This window comes from Rhodanobacter sp. Col0626, from assembly GCF_049994385.1.
Classification (GTDB): Bacteria; Pseudomonadota; Gammaproteobacteria; order Xanthomonadales; family Rhodanobacteraceae; genus Rhodanobacter.
The window spans coordinates 3,045,248-3,064,313 of sequence record NZ_CP188260.1 but is presented as its reverse complement, the minus strand read 5'-3'; the positions used below and the strand labels follow the sequence as shown (position 1 = coordinate 3,064,313).

19 protein-coding genes are annotated in these 19,066 nt (G+C 64.8%); 4 read left to right on the top strand and 15 right to left on the bottom strand.

All coding sequences use genetic code 11. The annotated features are described in order from the left end of the window. Positions 1–11: 11 nt before the first annotated feature. From ACPPVV_RS13370 to ACPPVV_RS13335, 8 genes are read right to left on the bottom strand one after another with little or no spacing between them, the layout of a single operon-like run. Positions 12–560, bottom strand: a complete 549-nt coding sequence (locus ACPPVV_RS13370; RefSeq protein WP_426700381.1) for a lipocalin family protein — start codon at positions 558–560, stop codon at positions 12–14. Between the two features lie 33 nt (positions 561–593). After that, a complete protein-coding gene (locus ACPPVV_RS13365; protein ID WP_426700380.1) occupies positions 594–1,673 on the bottom strand; it encodes an SAM-dependent methyltransferase in 1,080 nt (359 codons plus the stop codon). Beyond that, on the bottom strand, positions 1,670–2,452 hold the full coding sequence (locus tag ACPPVV_RS13360) for a DUF1295 domain-containing protein (RefSeq protein ID WP_426700379.1): 783 nt from the start codon (positions 2,450–2,452) through the stop codon (positions 1,670–1,672). The genes ACPPVV_RS13365 and ACPPVV_RS13360 overlap by 4 nt, the downstream gene beginning before the upstream one ends. After that, positions 2,449–3,000 carry a DUF2878 domain-containing protein gene (locus ACPPVV_RS13355; RefSeq protein ID WP_426700378.1) on the bottom strand — a complete coding sequence of 184 codons (552 nt, stop codon included), beginning with the start codon at positions 2,998–3,000 and terminating at the stop codon, positions 2,449–2,451. The genes ACPPVV_RS13360 and ACPPVV_RS13355 overlap by 4 nt, the downstream gene beginning before the upstream one ends. After that, positions 2,997–4,337, bottom strand: coding sequence for a class I SAM-dependent methyltransferase (locus tag ACPPVV_RS13350; protein ID WP_426700377.1), 1,341 nt, complete (start codon positions 4,335–4,337; stop codon positions 2,997–2,999). The genes ACPPVV_RS13355 and ACPPVV_RS13350 overlap by 4 nt, the downstream gene beginning before the upstream one ends. Then, entirely contained in the window at positions 4,315–5,082 is a 768-nt protein-coding gene (locus ACPPVV_RS13345; protein WP_426703236.1) for a DUF1365 domain-containing protein, read from the bottom strand. Before ACPPVV_RS13345 ends, ACPPVV_RS13350 begins: the two co-directional genes overlap by 23 nt. A gap of 14 nt (positions 5,083–5,096) precedes the next feature. After that, positions 5,097–6,395 carry an NAD(P)/FAD-dependent oxidoreductase gene (locus ACPPVV_RS13340; RefSeq protein ID WP_426700376.1) on the bottom strand — a complete coding sequence of 433 codons (1,299 nt, stop codon included), beginning with the start codon at positions 6,393–6,395 and terminating at the stop codon, positions 5,097–5,099. Positions 6,396–6,398: 3 nt separating this feature from the next. Further along, on the bottom strand, positions 6,399–7,394 hold the full coding sequence (locus tag ACPPVV_RS13335; protein ID WP_426700375.1) for an acyl-CoA desaturase: 996 nt from the start codon (positions 7,392–7,394) through the stop codon (positions 6,399–6,401). A 294-nt stretch (positions 7,395–7,688) separates the two neighbouring features. On the opposite strand from ACPPVV_RS13335, the gene ACPPVV_RS13330 reads away from it, so the two are divergent. Beyond that, on the top strand, positions 7,689–8,177 hold the full coding sequence (locus ACPPVV_RS13330) for a TspO/MBR family protein (RefSeq protein ID WP_426700374.1): 489 nt from the start codon (positions 7,689–7,691) through the stop codon (positions 8,175–8,177). Positions 8,178–8,316: 139 nt separating this feature from the next. Here the strand turns inward: ACPPVV_RS13330 and ACPPVV_RS13325 are convergent, their stop codons facing one another. Continuing rightward, the gene (locus ACPPVV_RS13325) at positions 8,317–9,858 is read right to left on the bottom strand and encodes an FAD-dependent monooxygenase (protein ID WP_426700373.1); all 1,542 of its coding nucleotides are present in this window, start codon (positions 9,856–9,858) and stop codon (positions 8,317–8,319) included. A gap of 170 nt (positions 9,859–10,028) precedes the next feature. Here ACPPVV_RS13325 and ACPPVV_RS13320 point away from each other — a divergent pair, with 170 nt between their 5' ends. Beyond that, positions 10,029–10,658 carry a TetR/AcrR family transcriptional regulator gene (locus ACPPVV_RS13320; RefSeq protein WP_426703235.1) on the top strand — a complete coding sequence of 210 codons (630 nt, stop codon included), beginning with the start codon at positions 10,029–10,031 and terminating at the stop codon, positions 10,656–10,658. A gap of 171 nt (positions 10,659–10,829) precedes the next feature. On the opposite strand, the gene ACPPVV_RS13315 is transcribed toward ACPPVV_RS13320, so the two are convergent. Then, on the bottom strand, positions 10,830–11,507 hold the full coding sequence (locus ACPPVV_RS13315; RefSeq protein ID WP_426703234.1) for a class I SAM-dependent methyltransferase: 678 nt from the start codon (positions 11,505–11,507) through the stop codon (positions 10,830–10,832). Positions 11,508–11,771: 264 nt separating this feature from the next. Here ACPPVV_RS13315 and ACPPVV_RS13310 point away from each other — a divergent pair, with 264 nt between their 5' ends. Together ACPPVV_RS13310 and ACPPVV_RS13305 are read left to right on the top strand one after the other, a co-directional pair. After that, positions 11,772–12,398: a hypothetical protein gene (locus ACPPVV_RS13310; protein WP_426700372.1), complete on the top strand. Its 627-nt coding sequence runs from the start codon at positions 11,772–11,774 to the stop codon at positions 12,396–12,398. Between the two features lie 134 nt (positions 12,399–12,532). Next, positions 12,533–12,919, top strand: coding sequence for a DHCW motif cupin fold protein (locus tag ACPPVV_RS13305; RefSeq protein ID WP_426700371.1), 387 nt, complete (start codon positions 12,533–12,535; stop codon positions 12,917–12,919). Positions 12,920–12,944: 25 nt separating this feature from the next. Here the strand turns inward: ACPPVV_RS13305 and ACPPVV_RS13300 are convergent, their stop codons facing one another. The 5 genes from ACPPVV_RS13300 to ACPPVV_RS13280 form a co-directional block, all read right to left on the bottom strand. Further along, a complete protein-coding gene (locus ACPPVV_RS13300; RefSeq protein WP_426700370.1) occupies positions 12,945–14,357 on the bottom strand; it encodes a cryptochrome/photolyase family protein in 1,413 nt (470 codons plus the stop codon). A 16-nt stretch (positions 14,358–14,373) separates the two neighbouring features. Further along, positions 14,374–15,165 carry an anti-sigma factor gene (locus ACPPVV_RS13295; RefSeq protein WP_426700369.1) on the bottom strand — a complete coding sequence of 264 codons (792 nt, stop codon included), beginning with the start codon at positions 15,163–15,165 and terminating at the stop codon, positions 14,374–14,376. Continuing rightward, a complete protein-coding gene (locus ACPPVV_RS13290; protein ID WP_426700368.1) occupies positions 15,162–15,722 on the bottom strand; it encodes a sigma-70 family RNA polymerase sigma factor in 561 nt (186 codons plus the stop codon). The genes ACPPVV_RS13295 and ACPPVV_RS13290 overlap by 4 nt, the downstream gene beginning before the upstream one ends. Before the next feature lie 136 nt (positions 15,723–15,858). Then, a complete protein-coding gene (locus ACPPVV_RS13285; RefSeq protein WP_426700367.1) occupies positions 15,859–18,273 on the bottom strand; it encodes a penicillin acylase family protein in 2,415 nt (804 codons plus the stop codon). Then, a complete protein-coding gene (locus ACPPVV_RS13280) occupies positions 18,270–19,016 on the bottom strand; it encodes a phosphodiester glycosidase family protein (protein ID WP_426700366.1) in 747 nt (248 codons plus the stop codon). The genes ACPPVV_RS13285 and ACPPVV_RS13280 overlap by 4 nt, the downstream gene beginning before the upstream one ends. Positions 19,017–19,066 lie beyond the last annotated feature (50 nt).

The window sequence follows — 19,066 nt, the reverse complement described above, 5'->3', positions numbered from 1 at the left end:
TTCGCCGGCATTCAGTCGCCGCCCGCAGGCCATGCCTGGGGTGGCTTGCGAATGTCCTTCGCCGCATAACCGAGCTTCACCACGCGGGCAATCAACGCATCGTAGTCGGCCTGGGAAATCGTCGGCGTGCGTGCCATGACCCAGGTGTAGTCGCGTGCGTCACGGGCGACGATGGTCTGGCTGTAGTCGTCCTTCAGATACGCCACGATGTATTGCGCCTTGACCGGCCAGAACACCTGGACGCCCCACACCGCATTGCCACTCTCCGCCTTCACGAAACCGGTGGAGTGGATCGCCTTGACGGGTTTGTCGAAGCCGCCATTGCGGAAGTGGAACTGGGTGTAGATGTTGCCATCCGCTTGCAGTGTGTAGGTTTCGACCGGGTTGTAGGCATGCTTCTCGAAACGCGTGGGAATGGTGGCGATCACGTACCACTTGCCCATGAAGCGCGGCAGGTCGACTTGGGCGACCGGCTTGATCGGCGGCAGGTCGGCGGCATGAACGGCAGCGCTGGCGATCATCAGGCCGAGTGTCACCAGCAGAATTTTTGACATGGACATGCGCTTGCTCCGGATGAAAAGAGCGCATCGCGCTCAGGGCCGCACGAAGCGGTAATGCGCCACCAGCCACTCCTGGCCATCGGCGTAGCCGAACAGTTCGGCGCAGGACATCCAGAACATCCGCCAGCGCTGGAACCACAGCGCCGCGGCCTGCCGGCCGTAAGCCTCGATGAGTACGGCCATCACCTGCTCCCTGCGCGCATCCTGGTTGGCCAGCCAGTGATTGGCGCTGCGCTGGTAGTGCGTGCCGTCGACGTGCCAGCGTTGCTCGATCCGCAGATCACGCTGGAACCACAGCAGCGTGTCCGACGCCGGCATCAGGCCGCCGGTGAAGAAGTGCCGACCCATCCAGTTGTCCGCGCCGGCCGTCTCGAACGGATACATCAGCGTCTTGTGCGCGAAGATGTGCACGAACAACTTGCCGCCTGGCTTAAGCCAGTTGCCAATGCGGCTGAGCAGCACGTCGTAGTTGCGCATGTGCTCGAACATTTCCACCGATACGCAGCGGTCGAACTGCACCGGCTCCAACTCCAGCCGGTTCACGTCCTGGGTGATCACGCGCACGTTGAACAATCCGCGCTGTCGGCATTTCGCCTCGATGTGTTCGCGTTGCTGTTTCGAGTTGGAGACGGCGACGATTTGTGCGTTCGGATAGCGTTCGGCCATCCACAGCGTGAGCGAACCCCAGCCGCAACCGAGTTCGAGAATGCGCTGGCCGTCCTTCAACTCGGCGCGTTCGCCATACAACTTCAGCATGGCGTCCTCGGCCTGTTCCAGCGATTCGTCACCGCGCGGGTAATGGCAGCCGGAATACTTCAGGCGCTTGCCCAGGCACAGTTCGAAGAACGCCGGCGGCAGTTCGTAGTGCTGCTCGTTGGCGGCATCGGTGTGGATCGCCACCGGGCTGTGCCGCAGCATGTCGATGCGCGCGGCGAAGCGCGCCGCTTGCTGATCCAGCCCACCGGCCATTTCCTCGCGCAGGCGTTGTGCGCACAGGCGACGGATGCCCTGGCGCAACAGCGCGTCGGGAATGCGGCCGCGCTCGGCCAGGCCGAGCAGGCCGGTGGCTGGCTGCTCCGGCAGCAGTTCGTCGGATGAGGCGGAAGTGGTCATGACTTGTGTCCTCTCGGAAACCAGGGAATCAGCATCGAGGTGCTGCGTTGATAGGCGCGGTAATCGTCGCCACGGCTGCGCAGCGCCTGCGTCTCGGTGTATGGAATGCCGCTGATCCAGCGCAGGAACACATACATCACCAGCGGTCCGGCCCAGGCCAGCCAAACGATCGGCGAGCCCACGGCCAGACAGACGTAGGCGAACCAGTGGATCCATTCGAAGAAGTAGTTCGGATGGCGCGAGTAGCGCCACAGTCCATCGCGGCAGGTGTGGCCGTGGTTGGCCGGATCGGCGCGGAAGCGCGCGAGCTGACGGTCGGCGACGGTTTCGCCGGCCACGCTGACCAGCCAGATCGCGACGGCCAGCACGATCCACGGAACGGATATGGCGGGGTTGCGTGCCACTGCCACGAACGGCAGCGCGAACAGCGCGATCAGCGCCGCCTGGAACTGGAAGAACGCGAAGAACTTCCACTGGCTGCCTCGCCAGTGTGCGCGCAGGTTCTGGTAGCGACCGTCCTCCGGCTCGCCGCGCACGCGCGTCCACAGATGCGCGGCCAGGCGCCAGCCCCATGCCCCGCCGAGCACGGCCAGCGTTACTCGCGGTCCGGTCGCGCCATCGCCGAAGAGGGCGAAGAACACCGCGCTGCCGCCCACGCCAGAGGCCCACAACGCGTCGACGATGCCGGCGTTGCTGCGCCGGCGCTGCCACAGCCAACCGAGGCTCATCATCGCCACGGCCAGCAGCCACAGACCGAGCATCTGCATCCAGATATTCATGGTGCATGACCTCGCAGGACATCCGGTTGCGACACGTCGGCATGGGCACGTCGGGCCACCCGCGCCAGCGCCGGCGTGGCCAGTGCCCAGCCGACACCGAGCCAGAGCAGCCCGCGCCAGGCCGGCTCGGCAAAGCTCACCACATGCCAGCCACGCGCGGCGCCGAGATAGGCTATCGGTCCGCCGAGCAGGCCCAGCAAGGCGGCCAGCCACAAGCGCGTCTGCAGCCATGTGAGCGACTGGCTGAAGGTCAGCGCGAAGGTCATCCACAAGGCGAGAATCCACGCCGGCGCAATCGCCAGACCCGGCCACGCCGCCGCGTAACTGGCCAGCCCCGCGCGGATTAGTCCGCCATCGAGCATGAAGCCGAACACGAACGCCGTGGCCATCAGTGTGAGGTCGACGCGCCAGTGTCGCGCCAGCAGCAACTGACAGCCGGCGTAGACCAGCATGCCTGCCACGCCCGGCCACGCCAACCCGTGTCCGGCACCGATCACTGCGGCGAACCAGACCAGCTGGTAACCGATGAGGCTGGCCCAGAATTTCATGCAGGCAACTCATGTGCCGGGTCGATCTCCGGCAGCGGCGCCGCGCGTCGATAGCCTGGCCTGGCCAGCAACAGGTGCGACACGCCGATCGAACGTTCGCGGAAGCCGCCCTCGCAATAGGCGAGATAAAACTCCCACATGCGGATGAAACGCTCGTCGAAACCCTGCGCACGCACCTGCGTCAGCTTCGCCATGAAGCGTTCGCGCCACGCCTTAAGGGTCAGCGCGTACGAGGCGCCGAAATCCTCCAGCTGGATCAGCGCCAGGTCGCTGGCGCGCGTCTTCGCCGCCAGCAGCGCGTTGATCGAGGGAATGAAGCTGCCCGGGAACACATGGCGCTTGATGAAGTCGACCGCCTTCAGCGCCTGCTCATAGCGATGATCCTCGATCGTGATCGCCTGCAGCAAGGCCACGCCGTCGGGTTTCAGCAACGCGCCGAGCTGGGCGAAATAAGTGTCCATATACGGCGCGCCGATCGCCTCGACCATCTCGATCGAGACCAGCTTGTCGTACTGCCCGCGCAGGTCGCGGTAATCCTCCAGCAGCAGGGTGACGTGCGCGTTCATGCCGGCGGCGGCAACGCGCTCGCTGGCCAGCGCATGCTGCTCGCGCGAGATCGTGGTGGTGGTGACGTGACAGCCGTAGTACTGCGCGGCATACAGCGCGAAACCGCCCCAGCCGGTGCCGATCTCAACCACCTTATCGGTGGGCTTGAGGTCGAGCTTGCGACAGATGCGTTCCAGCTTGCGGGTGGAAGCGTCTTCCAGCGTACCGGCCGGATCGGTCCAGATCGCCGAGGAGTACATCAGGTCGGGCGACAGGAACAAGCTGAAGAAATCGTTGCCGAGATCGTAGTGCGCGGCGATGTTGCGACGGCTACCGCCGTGGGTGTTCCGGCGCAGTGCATGCCAGCCACGCATGGCCATGCCGCCGAGGCGGGCCAGTCCGGTTTCCATGCCGTCGAGCATGTCGCGATTGCGCACCAGCAACTGCACCAGTCCGACCAGGTTGTCGCAACGCCACAAGCCATCCATGTACGCCTCGCCGGCGCCCACGCTGCCGTTGGTGGCCACCGCGCGATAGAACGCCGGGTCGAGGATTTCCATGCGGATCTGCAGGTCGGGATGGCTGGCTGCGGCCTCGCCGAATTCGAGCTGTTCGCCGTCGTCGCTCAACAGCACGCGGCCGTGGCGCAGCTGCGCGAGCTGGTCGAGCAGCTGCCGACGCAGGAAGCGGTCGACGGTGCCGAGGCGAGAGCTCTCGTACGTGGCGGTCTTGGCAATCTCGTTCATCGCGAACCTCGGTGCAGCGGTTTCAGGAAAGAGCAGGGTGGTCATGCACCGGATTGCGCTTCAGCCATAGCCGCAGCGCCTGCCAGTGGATGGCGCCGACGACCTGACCGGTCATCAGCGGATAGCGCCACAGCACCCGCGCGAGCGATGCGCTGGTCAACGGCCGGCGCTGCAGGGTGAGCGTGGCGTCGAACTCGCGCTGGCCATCGCGCAACACGTCCATGTGCACGTGCAGATGGTCGGCCGGCGCGGTGAAACTCCAGTCGTACTCGCGCGCCATCGGCATGAACGGCGAGACGTGGAAGGTCTTGGGGAACGTCCAGTGCATCGCCCGGCCACGCGGCTGCGCGGTCTCGACCGGCAGCACGTAGGCGTGACGTTCCTTCCATGGCGTGTTGGTGATTTCGGCCACCACGCAATCGAGCGTCACGCCATCTGCGGCGAAGCAGTAGTAGAAGGTGACGGGATTGAACACGACGCCGAAGTAGCGCAGATGGGTGAGCATGCGGATAGGCCCGGCCGGGCGCCGCCCGATGGCCTGCTCCACGCGCTGGCGTACCGCCTCGGTCAGCGGCAGCTCGGTGGGGCCGAGATAGTCCTTGCGGCGGAACTGCGCGACGTTGGTCCGCTCGTTCGACCACAGCCAGCGTTGCCTGAACACGTCTTCGACCTCGTCGAGATCGAGATAGAGCTGGGCCATGCGGTAGTTGAACGCGTGCGGATGCGGTGCGAGGCGACGGTGACGCACCAAGCCTTCGTAGACCGCACTTGCCAACGGCAGCGTCGACATGTCGACGTTGGCGTTCACGCCGCGAGCTCCTCGCCGCGCGATGGCACGGCGTGGATGGAACCCCGGCCAACCGGCCAGCGCACGCCAAGCGCGGCCGCCACCTCGACCGCGCTGCGCATGCCGTCCTCGTGAAAACCCCAGCCCCAGTACGCGCCGGCGAACCAGGTGTGGCGCTGGCCCTGGATCTCGGCCTTGCGCGATTGCGCGGCGACCGAGGCATGGCTGTAAACCGGATGGTGGTACTGCATGCGCGCCAGCACTTTTTCCGGATCGATCGCGCCGCTGCGGTTGAGCGTGACCACAAAGGGTTCTGGCGACTCGATGCCCTGCAACAGATTCATGCAGTAGCTGACCGTACACGCCTCATCGGGGTCGCGTGGCAGCCACGCATTCCATGCGGCCCACGCCTTGCGTCGCACCGGCAGCACGCGGGCATCGGTGTGCAGCACGGTGTCGTTGGTCTGGTAGGGCATCGCGTCGAGAATCGCGTGCTCGCGTTCGTCCGCATCGGCCAGCAGGGCGAGCGCCTGATCGCTGTGGCAGGCGAGCACGACATGGTCGAAATGTTCGGTGCCGGCGGCGCTTTCGATCTCGACCCCGATCGTGTGGCGACGGATCGACCGCACCGCGCAGTTCAGCCGCTCACGCACCGGCCAGTGTGCGCGCAGCGCTTCCACATAGGTCGACGAGCCGCCCTTGACCACGCGCCACTGCGGCCGATCGCTGACCTGCAGCATCTGGTGGTTGGCCATGAACTGCACCAGGTAGCGCACGGGAAAGCCGAGGATCTGGCTGGCCGGAGACGACCACAACGCCGAGGCCATCGGCACCAGGTGCTCGTCGCGGAAGGCCGTGCCGTAGCCGTGTTCGGCCAGGTAGTCGCCCAGCGTCGGGCCGGGGCCCTGCGTGTAGAGCAGCGCCGGTGCCTCGCGATAGAAACGCATCAGGTCGCGCACCATGCCGATGAAGCGCGGCGAGAGCAGGTTGCGGCGCTGGCAGAACAGCGTATCCAGCGTGGTCGCGTTGTACTCCAGCCCACTGGCTTCGTTGCGCAGCGAGAAACTCATCGTGGTGGGCTGCGATTCGACACCCAGCTGCTCGAACATCCGCGTCAGCAAGGGATAGTGGTTCGGGTTGTGCACGATGAAGCCGCTGTCGATGCGATAGTGGCGACCCTGTTGTTCCACCTCATGCGTATGCGTGTGGCCGCCGAAATAGCCGGCGACCTCGAACAGCGTCACCTCGTGCCGGCGCGACAGCAGCCACGCCGATGCCAGTCCCGCGATGCCCGACCCGACGACGGCGATGCGCATGGCTCAGCTCCTCGCCTTGGCCAGCACCCAGGCCGGCACCGGTTTCAGCCCGCGCACCAGGCCTAGCGCCGACATCAACTTCAAGACGTACCAGGTCAGGTCCACTTCCCACCAACGAAAGCCCTGGCGGCTGGAGCCGGGGAAGAAGTGATGGTTGTTGTGCCAGCCCTCGCCGAAGGTGAGCAGGGCCAGCCACACGTTATTGCGACTGTCGTCTTTCGTGTCGTAACGGCGGTTGCCGAAGCGGTGTGCCAATGAATTGATCGTCACCGTGGCGTGGAACAGCACGACGGTCGACACGAAGAAACCCCAGATCAGCATCTGGCCGCCCGTGGTGCCCAGTTGTGGCGCCACGTGATGCAGCAGCACGCCGAGCCCGTAGAGCGCGACGGCCAGCACGACCGGAATGGCGATGTCGAAACGGTCGAGCCAGCGCAGCTCCGGAAATTTCGCCAGATCCGGCACGCGCGAGAGATCGGTGCGGAAGTTGCGCGGCGTGAGAAACCAGCCGACATGACTCCACAGGAAGCCATGCACGCGTGGCGAATGGGGATCGTCCGCGGTATCGGTCACGCGATGGTGATGGCGATGATGCGCCGCCCACCACAACGGGCCGCGCTGTACGCACGATGCGCCGACCAGCGCGAACGCGAACTGCACCGCGCGCGAGGTTTGGAAGGTGCGATGCGAGAAGTAGCGGTGGTAGAACGCGGTGAGCGCAAACATGCGCACGACGTAGAGGGTAGCCGCCACGATCAGCGCGATCGGCGACACGCCGACCCAGATCACCCCGATGCAGGCCAGATGCATCGCCACGAACGGCGCCGCGCGCAGCCAGTCGATCCGGTCCTCCCTGCTTTCGTCGATCGTCACGGCCGCACTGGTATCGAACCAGCGGCGCACGGTGCGCACCAGCCAGGAACGCGAATCGGCCGTACCCGCAGGGGCTGACGGAATGCCCTCGTAGTGCGTGTTCGGGTGGAGTCTGAGGCTTGCCATGGGAACGCACCTGTCTTCGTGTCATCCACAGATACGGACAAGGCGGCTACATGGATGCACGAACGTGAAGAAAGCCCGGTCGGTTCCCTTCCTGCCCACGGAGGTGGTGCGTGGCTGGTGCGTGGCCGTGATCCGCCCACAACGCCCCGGCCTTGACTGGACGAAGGCAGGACCCGTGTTACACGGAAGCCTCCAACGGCGCCGTTGCCCGGGCGAAAACCGGGATCCGGTGGCTCAAGCTTTTGACGCGCCCGGCAACAGTCGCGCCACCCTCACACCACAAGGAGCCATGGCATGACTCGCACGAGACTGATCACCGGATTGGCCGGCTGGCTGCTGCTGAGCTTTGCCGCCGCCGCTATCGGCGCGGTAGCGTCGGTTCACGCTGCCACGTTCTACCAGCGCCTGGCGCAGCCGTCCTGGGCACCGCCTTCGTCGGTATTCGGACCGGTGTGGTCGGTGCTGTATGCGTTGATGGGCATCGCCGCATGGCTGGTCTGGCGTGACGGCGGCTGGCGCCGGCAGCGCGGCGTGCTGGCGTTGTTCGTGATCCAGCTGGTGGTGAACGCGCTGTGGAGCTGGCTGTTTTTCGGCTGGCATCGCGGCGCGCTGGCGTTCGCCGACATCGTCGTGCTGTGGCTGCTGATCGTGGCCACCCTGGTCGGGTTCTGGCGCATCCGCACGGTCGCCGGCGTGCTGCTGGTGCCTTATCTGTGTTGGGTCAGCTTTGCCACGGCACTGAATGTGGCCGTTTGGCAAATGAATTTGCAGATCCTGGGCTGAGCCACGCCGTGTGATTGCCGATGCGCCAGTATCCCTCCAGGTCTTCGCGCATTTCGAGCCGCGATGAATCCGGTACGCCGGCGGCCAACTTCCTCCGGCTTCGGTTCGTTCGCATTCCCTCGCATGCATTCAGACAGATTCACCGCACCTCTTCGGGTTCGCCGAACCATCGCGATGCGGCCTGGGAAGCTTCCTCATGGTTGAGGGCAGCTTCGTCACCGGCCCAGGCAACGGAGCCGTCGGGGCGCAAAAGCACGGCGCTCAAGCCCAGACGTTCCTTGACGTCGCTGGCGACATACGTGATCCGACCGTGCCAGCGGCTTGCCAACGCACGAAGCGGTGACTGCGCGTCAAAGTCCAGCAACAGGCCCTTGCCTGTCCGGAGGAGATCGCCAAGCTTTCTCCCGTCGGCCAACTCGAAGTCGGGAGCGCTGCGCCCCACCAGCGGGTGGCTGCCGCCCAGGTCGTAGCGGAGAGAAACACCCCATACGCGTTCAGCGAAATAGGTCGCGCCGTCGCGCTTGTCGATGAGGTCGCGAATAATGGCTTCGAGCGCGCGCGAACTCCGGCTCGGCCGCATGATCGCAACCTGGGCTCGCGACCAGTCCAGAACCTGCGCGCCCACCGGATGCCGTTCGCTCGTATAGCTGTCGAGCAAGCCGACCGGCGAGTCGCCACGAATGGTGGAAGCCAGCTTCCAGCCAAGGTTCATCGCATCGCCAAGCCCGAGGTTTAGCCCCTGACCGCCCAGCGGAGAATGGATGTGCGCCGCATCGCCAGCGAGCAGCACCCGTCCCCTGCGGTAACTGGTTGCCTGACAGGTGCGATCCGTCCACGTCGAGGCAAGCCGGAGGGCGGTCAACGTCACGTCCGTACCGGAGATACGACGCAGTACCGCTTGCACGTGCTCAAGCGTGATCGGTTCGGTTCGGTGGAAAGCGCCTCCGTCGAACTCGATCATCGCGATCGTCCCGGGTCGCGAGTAGGTATACATGCCGGTCGGCGTGTAGTGCCGGCCGGGACTGAGCCCATCCGGATCGGTCATTTCCACTTCCGCGGAATAGCCGGTGAACTCGGGATCGGTACCGGAAAACTCGAAGCCGCCCACTTTGCGAATCTTGCTGCGGCCGCCATCACACCCGACAAGCCAGCGCGCGAGAAACGTCTCGCCACCCGCGCGAATGGTCACGTCTTGGTCCGATGGATCGAAGCCTTCGACGCTGCAGCCGCGCCTGATCTCGACCCCCAGCGTGCTTGCGCGATCGGCCAGGGCGGATTCGAGGGACTCCATCTCTACCGCCAGGCTGTTGCCGGCTGCACCGGGCAGGCGATACGGCCACTTCGAGGTGTCGACGTTGTCGAGGTAGAACTGGATGCCGGCGAAGTGGCCGCCCGGAAGGCGCGGCTGTTGCATCCAGTGCGCGGCCGCCGCAATGCGGCTGTCAGCCGCGCCATCTTTTGCGCGTTGCGGTGGCGCGATGTCGTTCAGCAACCCGCGGCGATGGAATGCTTCGAGGGTGGGCGCGGAAAGTCCGCGTATGCCGAACGGAAGACGCTTCAAGGGGGAGCGTGGGTCTTCGGCTTGCTCCAGGACCAGCACCGAGAGATCGGCGAGGCGCAGCTCACAGGCGAGAAACAAGCCCACGGGGCCGGCTCCGGCAATCAAGACATCGTAAATCAAAGGAAAACTCCTTATCGCTGTGATCAACGAGCTGCCGGAGAAAATGTCGCCATTTGCCTCGCTGGCAAGTTCGCCAAGCGGCGAAGCGCCTGCAACGTAAGGACTTTCTCTTGAGACATGCCGCCGATCTGTTATAAAATCGCACTCAGTGCAAATTATTATTGCATGCAGTGCAAATTTTGCAAGGCCGCGGAGAAAACAAGATGGAACACGCGTCAGAAAAACCACCGGGCCTGCGCGAACGCAAGCGACGTGAAACCTCGGGACGGATCATCGAAAAGGGTTTGAAACTGTTCGTGAAGAACGGCTACGAAGCCACCACGCTCGATGCCATCGCGGAGGCCGCCGGCATTTCGCGTCGGACCTTCTTCTACTATTTCAAGTCCAAGGAGGGCATTCTGCTGGCCGCGCACGACAGCGGGTTTCGGAAAGGGTTGAGGCCGGCGATGCTCGAAGAGTCACCCGACCAGGCTCCCCTCCGTGCCGTCAAGAATTGCCTGGCCAAGATCGCCTCACGCTACGAGACGAAAGAGTCCATCGTCTTCGACCGCCTGATGCAATCGACCGAAGCGCTCCGTGCACGCAAGGAGGCGGTTTTCGTCGAAGCAGAGCAGATCCTGCTGGAAGCGATGTGCGAACTGTGGCCTTCACCGGGACGACGGGAAGGGCTTCGGCTGGTCGCGATGGTGGCGATGGGTACATTGCGACTGGCCCTGGAAAAATGGAAACAGGGCAACGCGGCGCACCCGCTGGCTTATTACGTCCGTCAGGGTTTCACCCTCCTGGCAAAGCAGTTCTGAGGGCCTCCTGGTTCGTCGTGTCGCCGTCGATACAGGTTTTCGATGCTTTATCCATCCGGTCCGGCGTTGTTCTGACCAGGGAAGAGAACAATCCAGACGTGCGAAACCCATGGCTGAAAGCACTTTTTCCCATGCTTGTGAATGGTCGATTACGACCTCGGTCAAGGTTTTCTACGACGGCGCGTAAGCCACCCACCCCTTGAACGTAAAGCCCGCGTAGAACAGTTCAACAGTTCCGAAGCCCGCCTCCTGCAGCAGCGCAACCTCCTGCTCCGGGCTGAGCAAGGGCAGCCGAGCAGCGATCGCCTCGATCGCACTGCTCGCATTCGGCTCGCTGATCCCGGATGACACCGCGAAGGCGGCGTATCGCTCCAGCCAGCGCCTCTTCTCGGATTCGTCTTGGGGAAAGCTGTGATGGGCAACCACGAGCGGCGCGCCCGGCGTCAGGCGACGTCGCAACGCCCCGAGCGTGTGCAGGCGTTCCTCGATCGACAGGAAATGCAGGGTCAGCAGGCAGGTAGCGCCATCGAAGAGATCCTCCGGCGCCGCATCGATCGTGCCCTCGATCAAGTCGACACGCGAGGCGAGCGGGCCCAGCGTGGCATCGGCCAGCTTCAGCATCTCGGCGGACGGATCGACGCCGGTGAAGTGCCATCCAGGTTGCGCTTCGGCGAATACTTTCAATTCCAGGCCGCCGCCGGCGCCGAGCACCAGCACACGACCATCTTCGGGAACGACCTCGGCAAGCAGGAGCATCGCCATCTGTTGAAGATCGCGAAAGCCTGGAACCTGCCTGGCCGGACCTTCGGCGTATCGGGCAACCGCTTTAGGATCGGAGAATGGGGACACGAAAATCTCCAGCATCGAAACGAAGCCTCTGATGCTAACGCCTGATGGACGCTGCAGACCATCGAGGATCGGCCGCCGAAACCAGTGCCGAGCCTGGCATGTCATTGCCGGGTCGATTGTCATCGGGAAAGGACGCAGGCGGCGAAGCATTTCGTCTCCGATCCCAAAGTGGTTATGTGAACATGAATAAAAGTGGCTATTCAACAGAACCACTTGGTCATCTAGTTTTCCTCGCATCTGATCCCATACACGCGAGGCGAGGCCATGACACACAAGATCCCGGGTCTGTTTGCTGCATGTGCAACGGCCGCCTTTGTCTTCGGCTCTGGCCCGGTTTTCGGTCAGGCCCATCCAGGCACGGTGGCCCGGCCCGTGCCTGCCGCTGCCGTATCCGGCACGCATGCCGCGGTGGCAGCCGAACATCGTGATGGCACACATGACTTCGATTTCAACGTCGGTCGCTGGCATACCCACATTCGCAGCCTGCAGCATCCGCTGACAGGCTCGACCCGCTGGGTCGAACTCGAAGGCACGGTGGACGAACGGAAGATCTACGACGGCGAGATGCTGGAACATATCCAGGCCAGCGGTCCGTCCGGCCATTTCGAGGGACTGACGCTGTTTCTCTACCACCCGCAATCGCACCAGTGGAGCCAGGCGTTTGCCGATCGCGATACCGGCACGCTGGAGCCGCCGGCAATCGGCGAGTTCAGCAACCGCCGCGGCGAATTCATCTCGCAGCAGCCGTATCAGGGCCGGATCATCCTGGTGCGCAATCTCTGGTCGGACATCAAACCGGATTCGCACCGATTCGAGCAGGCCTACTCCGATGATCACGGCAAGACCTGGGAGCCGAATTTCGTGGCGACGTTGACGCGGATCGGCCGATGAATGGCGCATCGGCATCACTGCTCAAGGTGCAAAAAATCTCGTGTGGCAAGCGAGATTTTCGGGCACCGAATGGCTCGCGAACTTCGTAGATATTCCTGCCTGTATCTCGTATTCGATGCTTGGCAGTAAGGCAGATGGCTGCGCCGCCGCTAGACTTCAGCGCCAGACACTCAAATCACGAGGCGCAGGCCGTGCAAATGTCAGGCATCCCGTTCGGCACTACCGACTGGTCATTGATCGAACCAACCGAGCACAAGGGCGAATCCGGCGTGGCCTACTGGCGTACACAGCATTTCGGAAGCATCAGGGTTCGAATGGTCGAGTACACGCCGGGCTATGTCGCCGATCACTGGTGCAGTAAAGGCCACATCCTCTTCTGCCTGGAGGGCGAGTTGCACACCGAGCTCGACGACGGTCGCACGTTTACGCTCAAGCCCGGCATGAGTTACCAGGTGGCGGACAATGCCGAACCGCACCGCTCTTGCACCGAGGCGGGCGCCAAACTGTGGATAGTCGACTGAGCGATGTGCTCCTTGCTCCGTGCGTTCAACCGCGTTGCCTGTAGGCAACCAGTGCGTCTTGTCGCGAGGCGGCCAGATCCACCATCGGTGCGGGATAGCCGCTGCGCTTGAGCAGGGCGGGATCCTTCCACGGTTCGTGTAGCAGGGCGGTCGACGCGTCGGCCAGTTCGGGCAGCCAGCGGCGCAGATAGATGCCGTCGGGATCGAACTTCTTTGATTGCGTCACCGGATTGAACACGCGGAAGTACGGTGCGGCATCGGCACCGCAGCCGGCCACCCATTGCCAACCCAGCGTGTTGTTGGCGAGGTCGGCGTCGACCAGGGTGTCCCAGAACCAGCGTGCGCCGTGATGCCAGTGCTGGCGCAGGTTCTTGGTCAGGAAGCTGGCGACGATCATGCGCACGCGGTTGTGCATCCAGCCGGTATGCCACAACTCGCGCATGCCGGCGTCGACCAGCGGGATGCCGGTGCGGCCTTGTTGCCAGCGCGCCAGCACGGCATCGTCCGGCGCGTTCCAGCGAAAGTTGGCGAAGCGTGGATTGAAGTTCTCGGTGGGCGTATGCGGAAAATGGAACAGCAGGTGATGGGCGAACTCGCGCCAGCCAAGCTCGCGCAGATAAGGCTCGATGTCGGGCCGGCGTTTGACGTCCATCGCGTGTGCGCGGCGATCGAGTTCGAAGTGGATCTGCCGTGGCGAGATCTCGCCGAAATGCAGGTGCGGTGACAACCGCGAGGTGCCGTGTCGTGCGGGCAGGTCGCGCGCGTGCGCGTAATCGCCGATGGCATCGTCGGCGAAGATTTCCAGCATCTCCTGCGCACCGCGTTCGCCGGGCTGCCAGGTTTCGGCCAAGCCGGTATCCCAGTCGATGCGCGGCAGCAGATCGAATGCTTCCAATGGCACACCGTCGGGCAGTTCGCGCCAGCCATGCAAGGCGGGTTTGGGCAGCGGTTCGGCCGCCTGCCATTGCGACCGCAGATTGCGCCAGTACGGCGTGAACACCTTGTAGGGATCGCCTTGCTGCGTGGCGATCGTCCATGGCTCGCACCACAACGCCGCGTTGTGGCTGTGCACCTCGATACCTTCCTCGCGCAGCGCACTTTTGATCTGCATGTCGCGCGCGATCGACGCCGGTTCGTACAGCCGGTTCCAGTAAACCGCGCTGGCGCCGCTGTGGCGGATCAGTTGGCGCAACTGCTTAAGCGTGTCGCCGTGGCGCAGGTGCAGCACGGCGTGGTGTGTGCGCAGCTGTGCATCCAGCGCGGCCAGCGAATGGTGCATCCACCAGCGGCTGGCGGCGCCGGCTGGCCATGCGCCTTCCTCGCCGGGTGCGTGGACATACACCGGCAGCACCTGCGCATGTGTCTCACACGCCGCGCTCAAGGCGGGGTTGTCGACCAGGCGCAGGTCGCGCCGGAACAGGACGATGGCCGTGCTCATCGCGGACGCAGACCTGTCAGGCCTGGGTTCGATCGGTTCGCACGTTTCCGACAAGGGCCACCTTGCCGCCGGCATCCGGCGCCGCACCGATCGCGCCCTTGGCGATCACCGCACCGGTCGGCTGGCCAGTCGGCGAGCCGCCGGTCGGTTCCACCGACACGGCGAGCGCCGCGGTCGGCCCGAGTCGAGCCAGCAAGGCAGGATCGAGCGCGATCGTGGTGGGCTTGTCGCGCGCGATCATGCCCACCGAGATGGGTTTTTCACCGGCCGGGATCAGCCACAGTTCCGGCGCACGCCCCGGCTCGAATGCCACCGGCGTCGCCGGCACCACGACCATGCGCGCGTGCTGCAGATCCATGGTGGCGGTCCAGCCGGTGGTGCCGTTGTCCTGCTGGATGGTCGAGGCCATGTAGCCGGCGTTGACCACGGTCGGTGTAGTGGTGGGCCGGGGCAGCGAGACCACCACGAGCAGCGCCACGGCCAGCGCGCTGGCTCCGATGCCGAGCCAGTGCCATAGCGGCAGGTTGTTCCACAGTCCGCTGCGCGGTTGTGCCACGGGTATCCTGGCTGGCGCATCCAGCTGCAGGGCGTCGTGAATCCGCGCCCACACATACGGGGCCGGCGCGACGTCATGGATCGTGTCGGCCAGCGGGATCAGGCGGCGCTGCCACAAGGCCACCGCGGTGGCGGCTTCGCCCGAGCTCAGCACTTCGTGCGCCACTTCGGCGCGCGTATCGGCGTCGAGCACGCCAAGCACGTACTCGGCGTAGCGCAGGTTGTGGTTGCCGTCGTCGATAAGCGTGTTCATGAGTCCAGGCACGTGCGGAGTTGCATCAGGCTGCGGCGGATCCAGCTTTTCATGGTTCCGAGCGGCACCTTGCAGCGTGTCGCCAATTCGTTATACGTAGCTCCGGTGAAAAAGGCTTCACGCACCGAACTCTGCTGTTGCGGCTCCAGTTCATCCAGACAGTGCTGCAGACGCTGATACTCCTGACTGGTTTCCGCATCGGCCGCCGGCGTGGGCTGCTCGTCCGGTGTTTCGTCCAGCCGTGCCGGATCGTCCAGCAGCTCTTCACGATGCTGGCGCAGGCGATCGATCGCCTTGTTGCGCGACAGCGTGACCAGCCAGGTGATCGCACTGGCCCGACTCGCATCGAAGCTGCCGGCGCGGCGCCACACCGTGGTGTAGGTTTCCTGCAGCACTTCCTCAGCCTCACCACGATCGCGCAACATGCGCAGGCACACGCCGAACAGCTTGGACGAGGTGCGCTTGTACAGCTCGGCAAACGCCTTCTGGTCGTTACGACCGGTCTGCTGCAACAGCTGATTCAGCTCGTCACGCTCGGCGGGGCTGCTGACACTCATGGGTAAACCATCCTGTATCACCTGTGCGTCGATTCGAAGGGAACATCACCGCGTCATGGTGCGTTTCGCAGCATGAAGGTGGCGTTGAGTGCTGGCAAGCGGGCTGGCATCCGCAACTGCTTGCGTGCATGCGTTGTCAATGGGCACCGGGTTGCAAGGTCAGCTTGTGTTGCGGCGGTCCCGGCAGCAGTGGCGTGGGTCGGCCATTGACCCAGTCCTCGTGCCCGGCACCGAAGTAGGGCGACAGCGGGTTGTCGCTCTGGCCGCCGGGCATGTTGAGGATGCCGTCCGCTTCGTGGCCGGGCGACACATCCAGATGTTCGGAGGCGCCGAACCCGGGGGCGGCGACGTGTGGCATGTTGTTGTCGCCAGCCAGTGGCTGGTCGGGCATGTCGATGAAACGACCCAGCCAGCCCGGCAGCGCGGCAGACAGCGCATGTTTGATGTCGGCGCGGTTGTGCTCGCCCCAACTGCGGGCGGCGAGACCGCCGGGTTGCTGGCCGAGTTCGCTCACCACCTGTTTGGCGGCGTCGACGAGCAGGGTGTGCCAGTCAGGGTATTTCGGGTCGAGCAATTGCGCCGGTTGCTGATGGATCATCGCCCACACCGCTCCCTCGGCACTGTTCTCGCCGGGCCAGCTGAAGTCCGGGTAGCGCTGTTTAACCCGGGCGGCGAAGGGCGCCAGTACGGACTCGCTGACGCGGGTGCGGAAGGCGCGCACCAGCCGGTAATCGACGCTGTCGACGGCGGCGCGGCCGCGCCAGGTTGTCGTGAGCTGGCGCAGCGACTGCAATGCGGGATCCTTGTTGTCGACGAGGGTTTGTTGCAGCAGGCGTTGCCAGCGGGCCAGGAACGCAGCGCGATTGTCGAGCTGGATGTCGAGCAGATCGCCCGGGGTGAAGCTGGCGCGGGCACGCAGGTCGTCGCGGATCTGCTGCGCACGCGCGCCGAGATCGTGGCCACCATTGCCGAGCAGGGCCAGTGCATCGCCGTCGATGGTGCGGTTGTTGGCCGTCCACAAGCGACCGTCGGTCGGGTTCTCCAGGCGTGGGTACTGCGCGGGTGCGGCCCAGCCCTGCCAGCCGGTGCCCGGTTTCGACCAGTCCGACGGCAGCAGCGGATCGATGCCGGCGCGCAACGGGATGCTGTTGCCGGCGATGGTCCAGCCCACATGCCCGGCGCGATCGGCGACGAGCAGGTTTTGCGGCGGCATGCCGAGTTTCGGTGCCAGGTCCAGGGCCGCGGACACGTCCGGCATGTGCTCCAGTTGCATCAAGTCGAGGTTGTAGCCGCGCGGCCGACCGGCGATCCACGCCAGCGCCAGCGGCGTGCCGTCGGCATCCTTGCCCATGATCGGGCCCCAACGGGTGTCTTCGACCTTGAGGATGGTGTCCGGCTGGCCCTTGACCTGGATGTGTTCGTCGTGGGATTCGATTTTTGCCCAGCCGTCGGGCACCTTGTAGCGGCTGGCATCGGCGGGATCGCGCAATACGCGTACCCAGTCCTGCCAGTCGCCGTAACTGTTGGTGAAACCCCACGCGATCTGGCCGTTGGAGCCGACGATGATCGCCGGCGTGCCAGGCAGGCTGACGCCGTTGACGTCGCGCTGGCCGTTCGGCGCGGCCGGGTCGGGATACCGCAGGCGCGTGCGGAACCAGATGTTCGGCACCCGCAGGCCGAGGTGCATGTCGTTGGCCAGCATCGCCGCGCCGGTGGCGGTGAGCGCGCCGGCCACCGCAAAGCTGTTGCTGCCGGGGCGCGGTGCGTCGAGCGCGGGTGCCAGCGCGACAGCCAGTGCCGCCGACGATCCGGTCGATGCGAGATGACGCAGATCGAAGATACCGGCGGCGGGGATGACCGACGAGCGCGACAGCCGGCCCTTCAGCGGCGCCTCCCAGTCGGGATCCGGCGCCAGCAGAAAATCCACCAGCGGGCCGGGCAGGGTGGCGCGCATTTCGGCCATGCGCAGCTCGCGTTCGTTGCGGCCGTCGCTGTTCAGATCCAGGTACATCGCCGCGATCACCAACGCGCTGTCTTCCGATCGCCACGGTTGTGGTCGGCTGCCCAGCAGCAGGTATTCCCACGGTCGCACGCGCAGGTCGGCGAGGCCGGCGTTGACGCCGTCGCGGTAGCGGTCGAGTTCGTGCCGCTGCACCGGTGGCAGTTGCGCATAGGCGGCCACGACGACGGCACGCAGGCGGTGACGGCGGTGATTGAGATCGACCTTCAGCGCGGCGGGACCGACCAGTGCGGAAAGTTCGCCGGCGCTCACGCGGCGCATCAGGTCCATCTCGAAGAAGCGTTCCTGCGCATGCACGTAGCCCAGTGCGTAGCTGATGTCGCTGCGGTTGCGCGCTTCGATGGTGGTGGTTCCGAGTGCGTCGCGCTCGATGCTGACCGTTGCGGTGAGTCCGGCCGCCGGGCGCTCTCCATCGAGCCGCGCGCGGCTGCCGGCGAGCAGCCACCATCCCGCCACGAACGCGAACAACAACACGATCGCCAGCGCGGCCAGCAGGATTCGCCAAAGGCGTCGGCGGCGTGGGGCGATCATCGCTTGCCAAACACCGCGAAGATGCCGGCGTAGGGCTTGACCATGAAGGCCGGCGCGCCGGCGTAGCCTTTGCCATCGACGTACAGTTGGGAGATGCTGCCATCCAGGTACAAGGCATCACGACAACCAAGCCGGTCGCGGAATAGCCGTCCAAACGTATGGAAATTCACGGGCGCCTCGCTCACTGCAAACACGACTTCGGTCGGGGTTCTCGCGCAAACACCGCTGCGCCATTTGAGGCTGGACGAATCATCGATGAACTGCTCGTTGAGCTTGCCGTCGATCAGCAACATCGGGCCGGACTGGGTGGCCCACTGGGCGGTTTTGCCTTCGGCTTTGAACGCAGCACTGGTACGCACGGCCGCATGGCCATCGGGATAGATTGCGAACACGCCGTTCGGCAGCAGCGAAAAATTGCCCGAGGCCGGGTTGCCATGCACCAGGTTCAGTGGCACCACGGTTTTGCCGTTCTCCACGTACAGGCCGAGCGGTGCGAACTTGTGATCGTAGATACCGGCGTTGGTGGCGAACAACAACCGCTGGCCGTGTGCCTCGCCCCACTGGCGCAGTGACTCGATGCTGCTGAACGGCGCGCTGCCTTGCGGTTCGCGCCAGTGCAGGCTCAACTGCTCGCGTTTGAGGTTCAGGTGCACCACGCGGTAGTTCTGCCCCTCGAACGCCAGTTCGCCGCTGTCCAGCGCCTGTGCCTGCGGCGCGCAGGCCGGCAGGCTCGCGAAAAGCATGGGAAGCAACAGCGCGAGCCATCGCCAGCCGGCGGGATGACGTGAGGGGA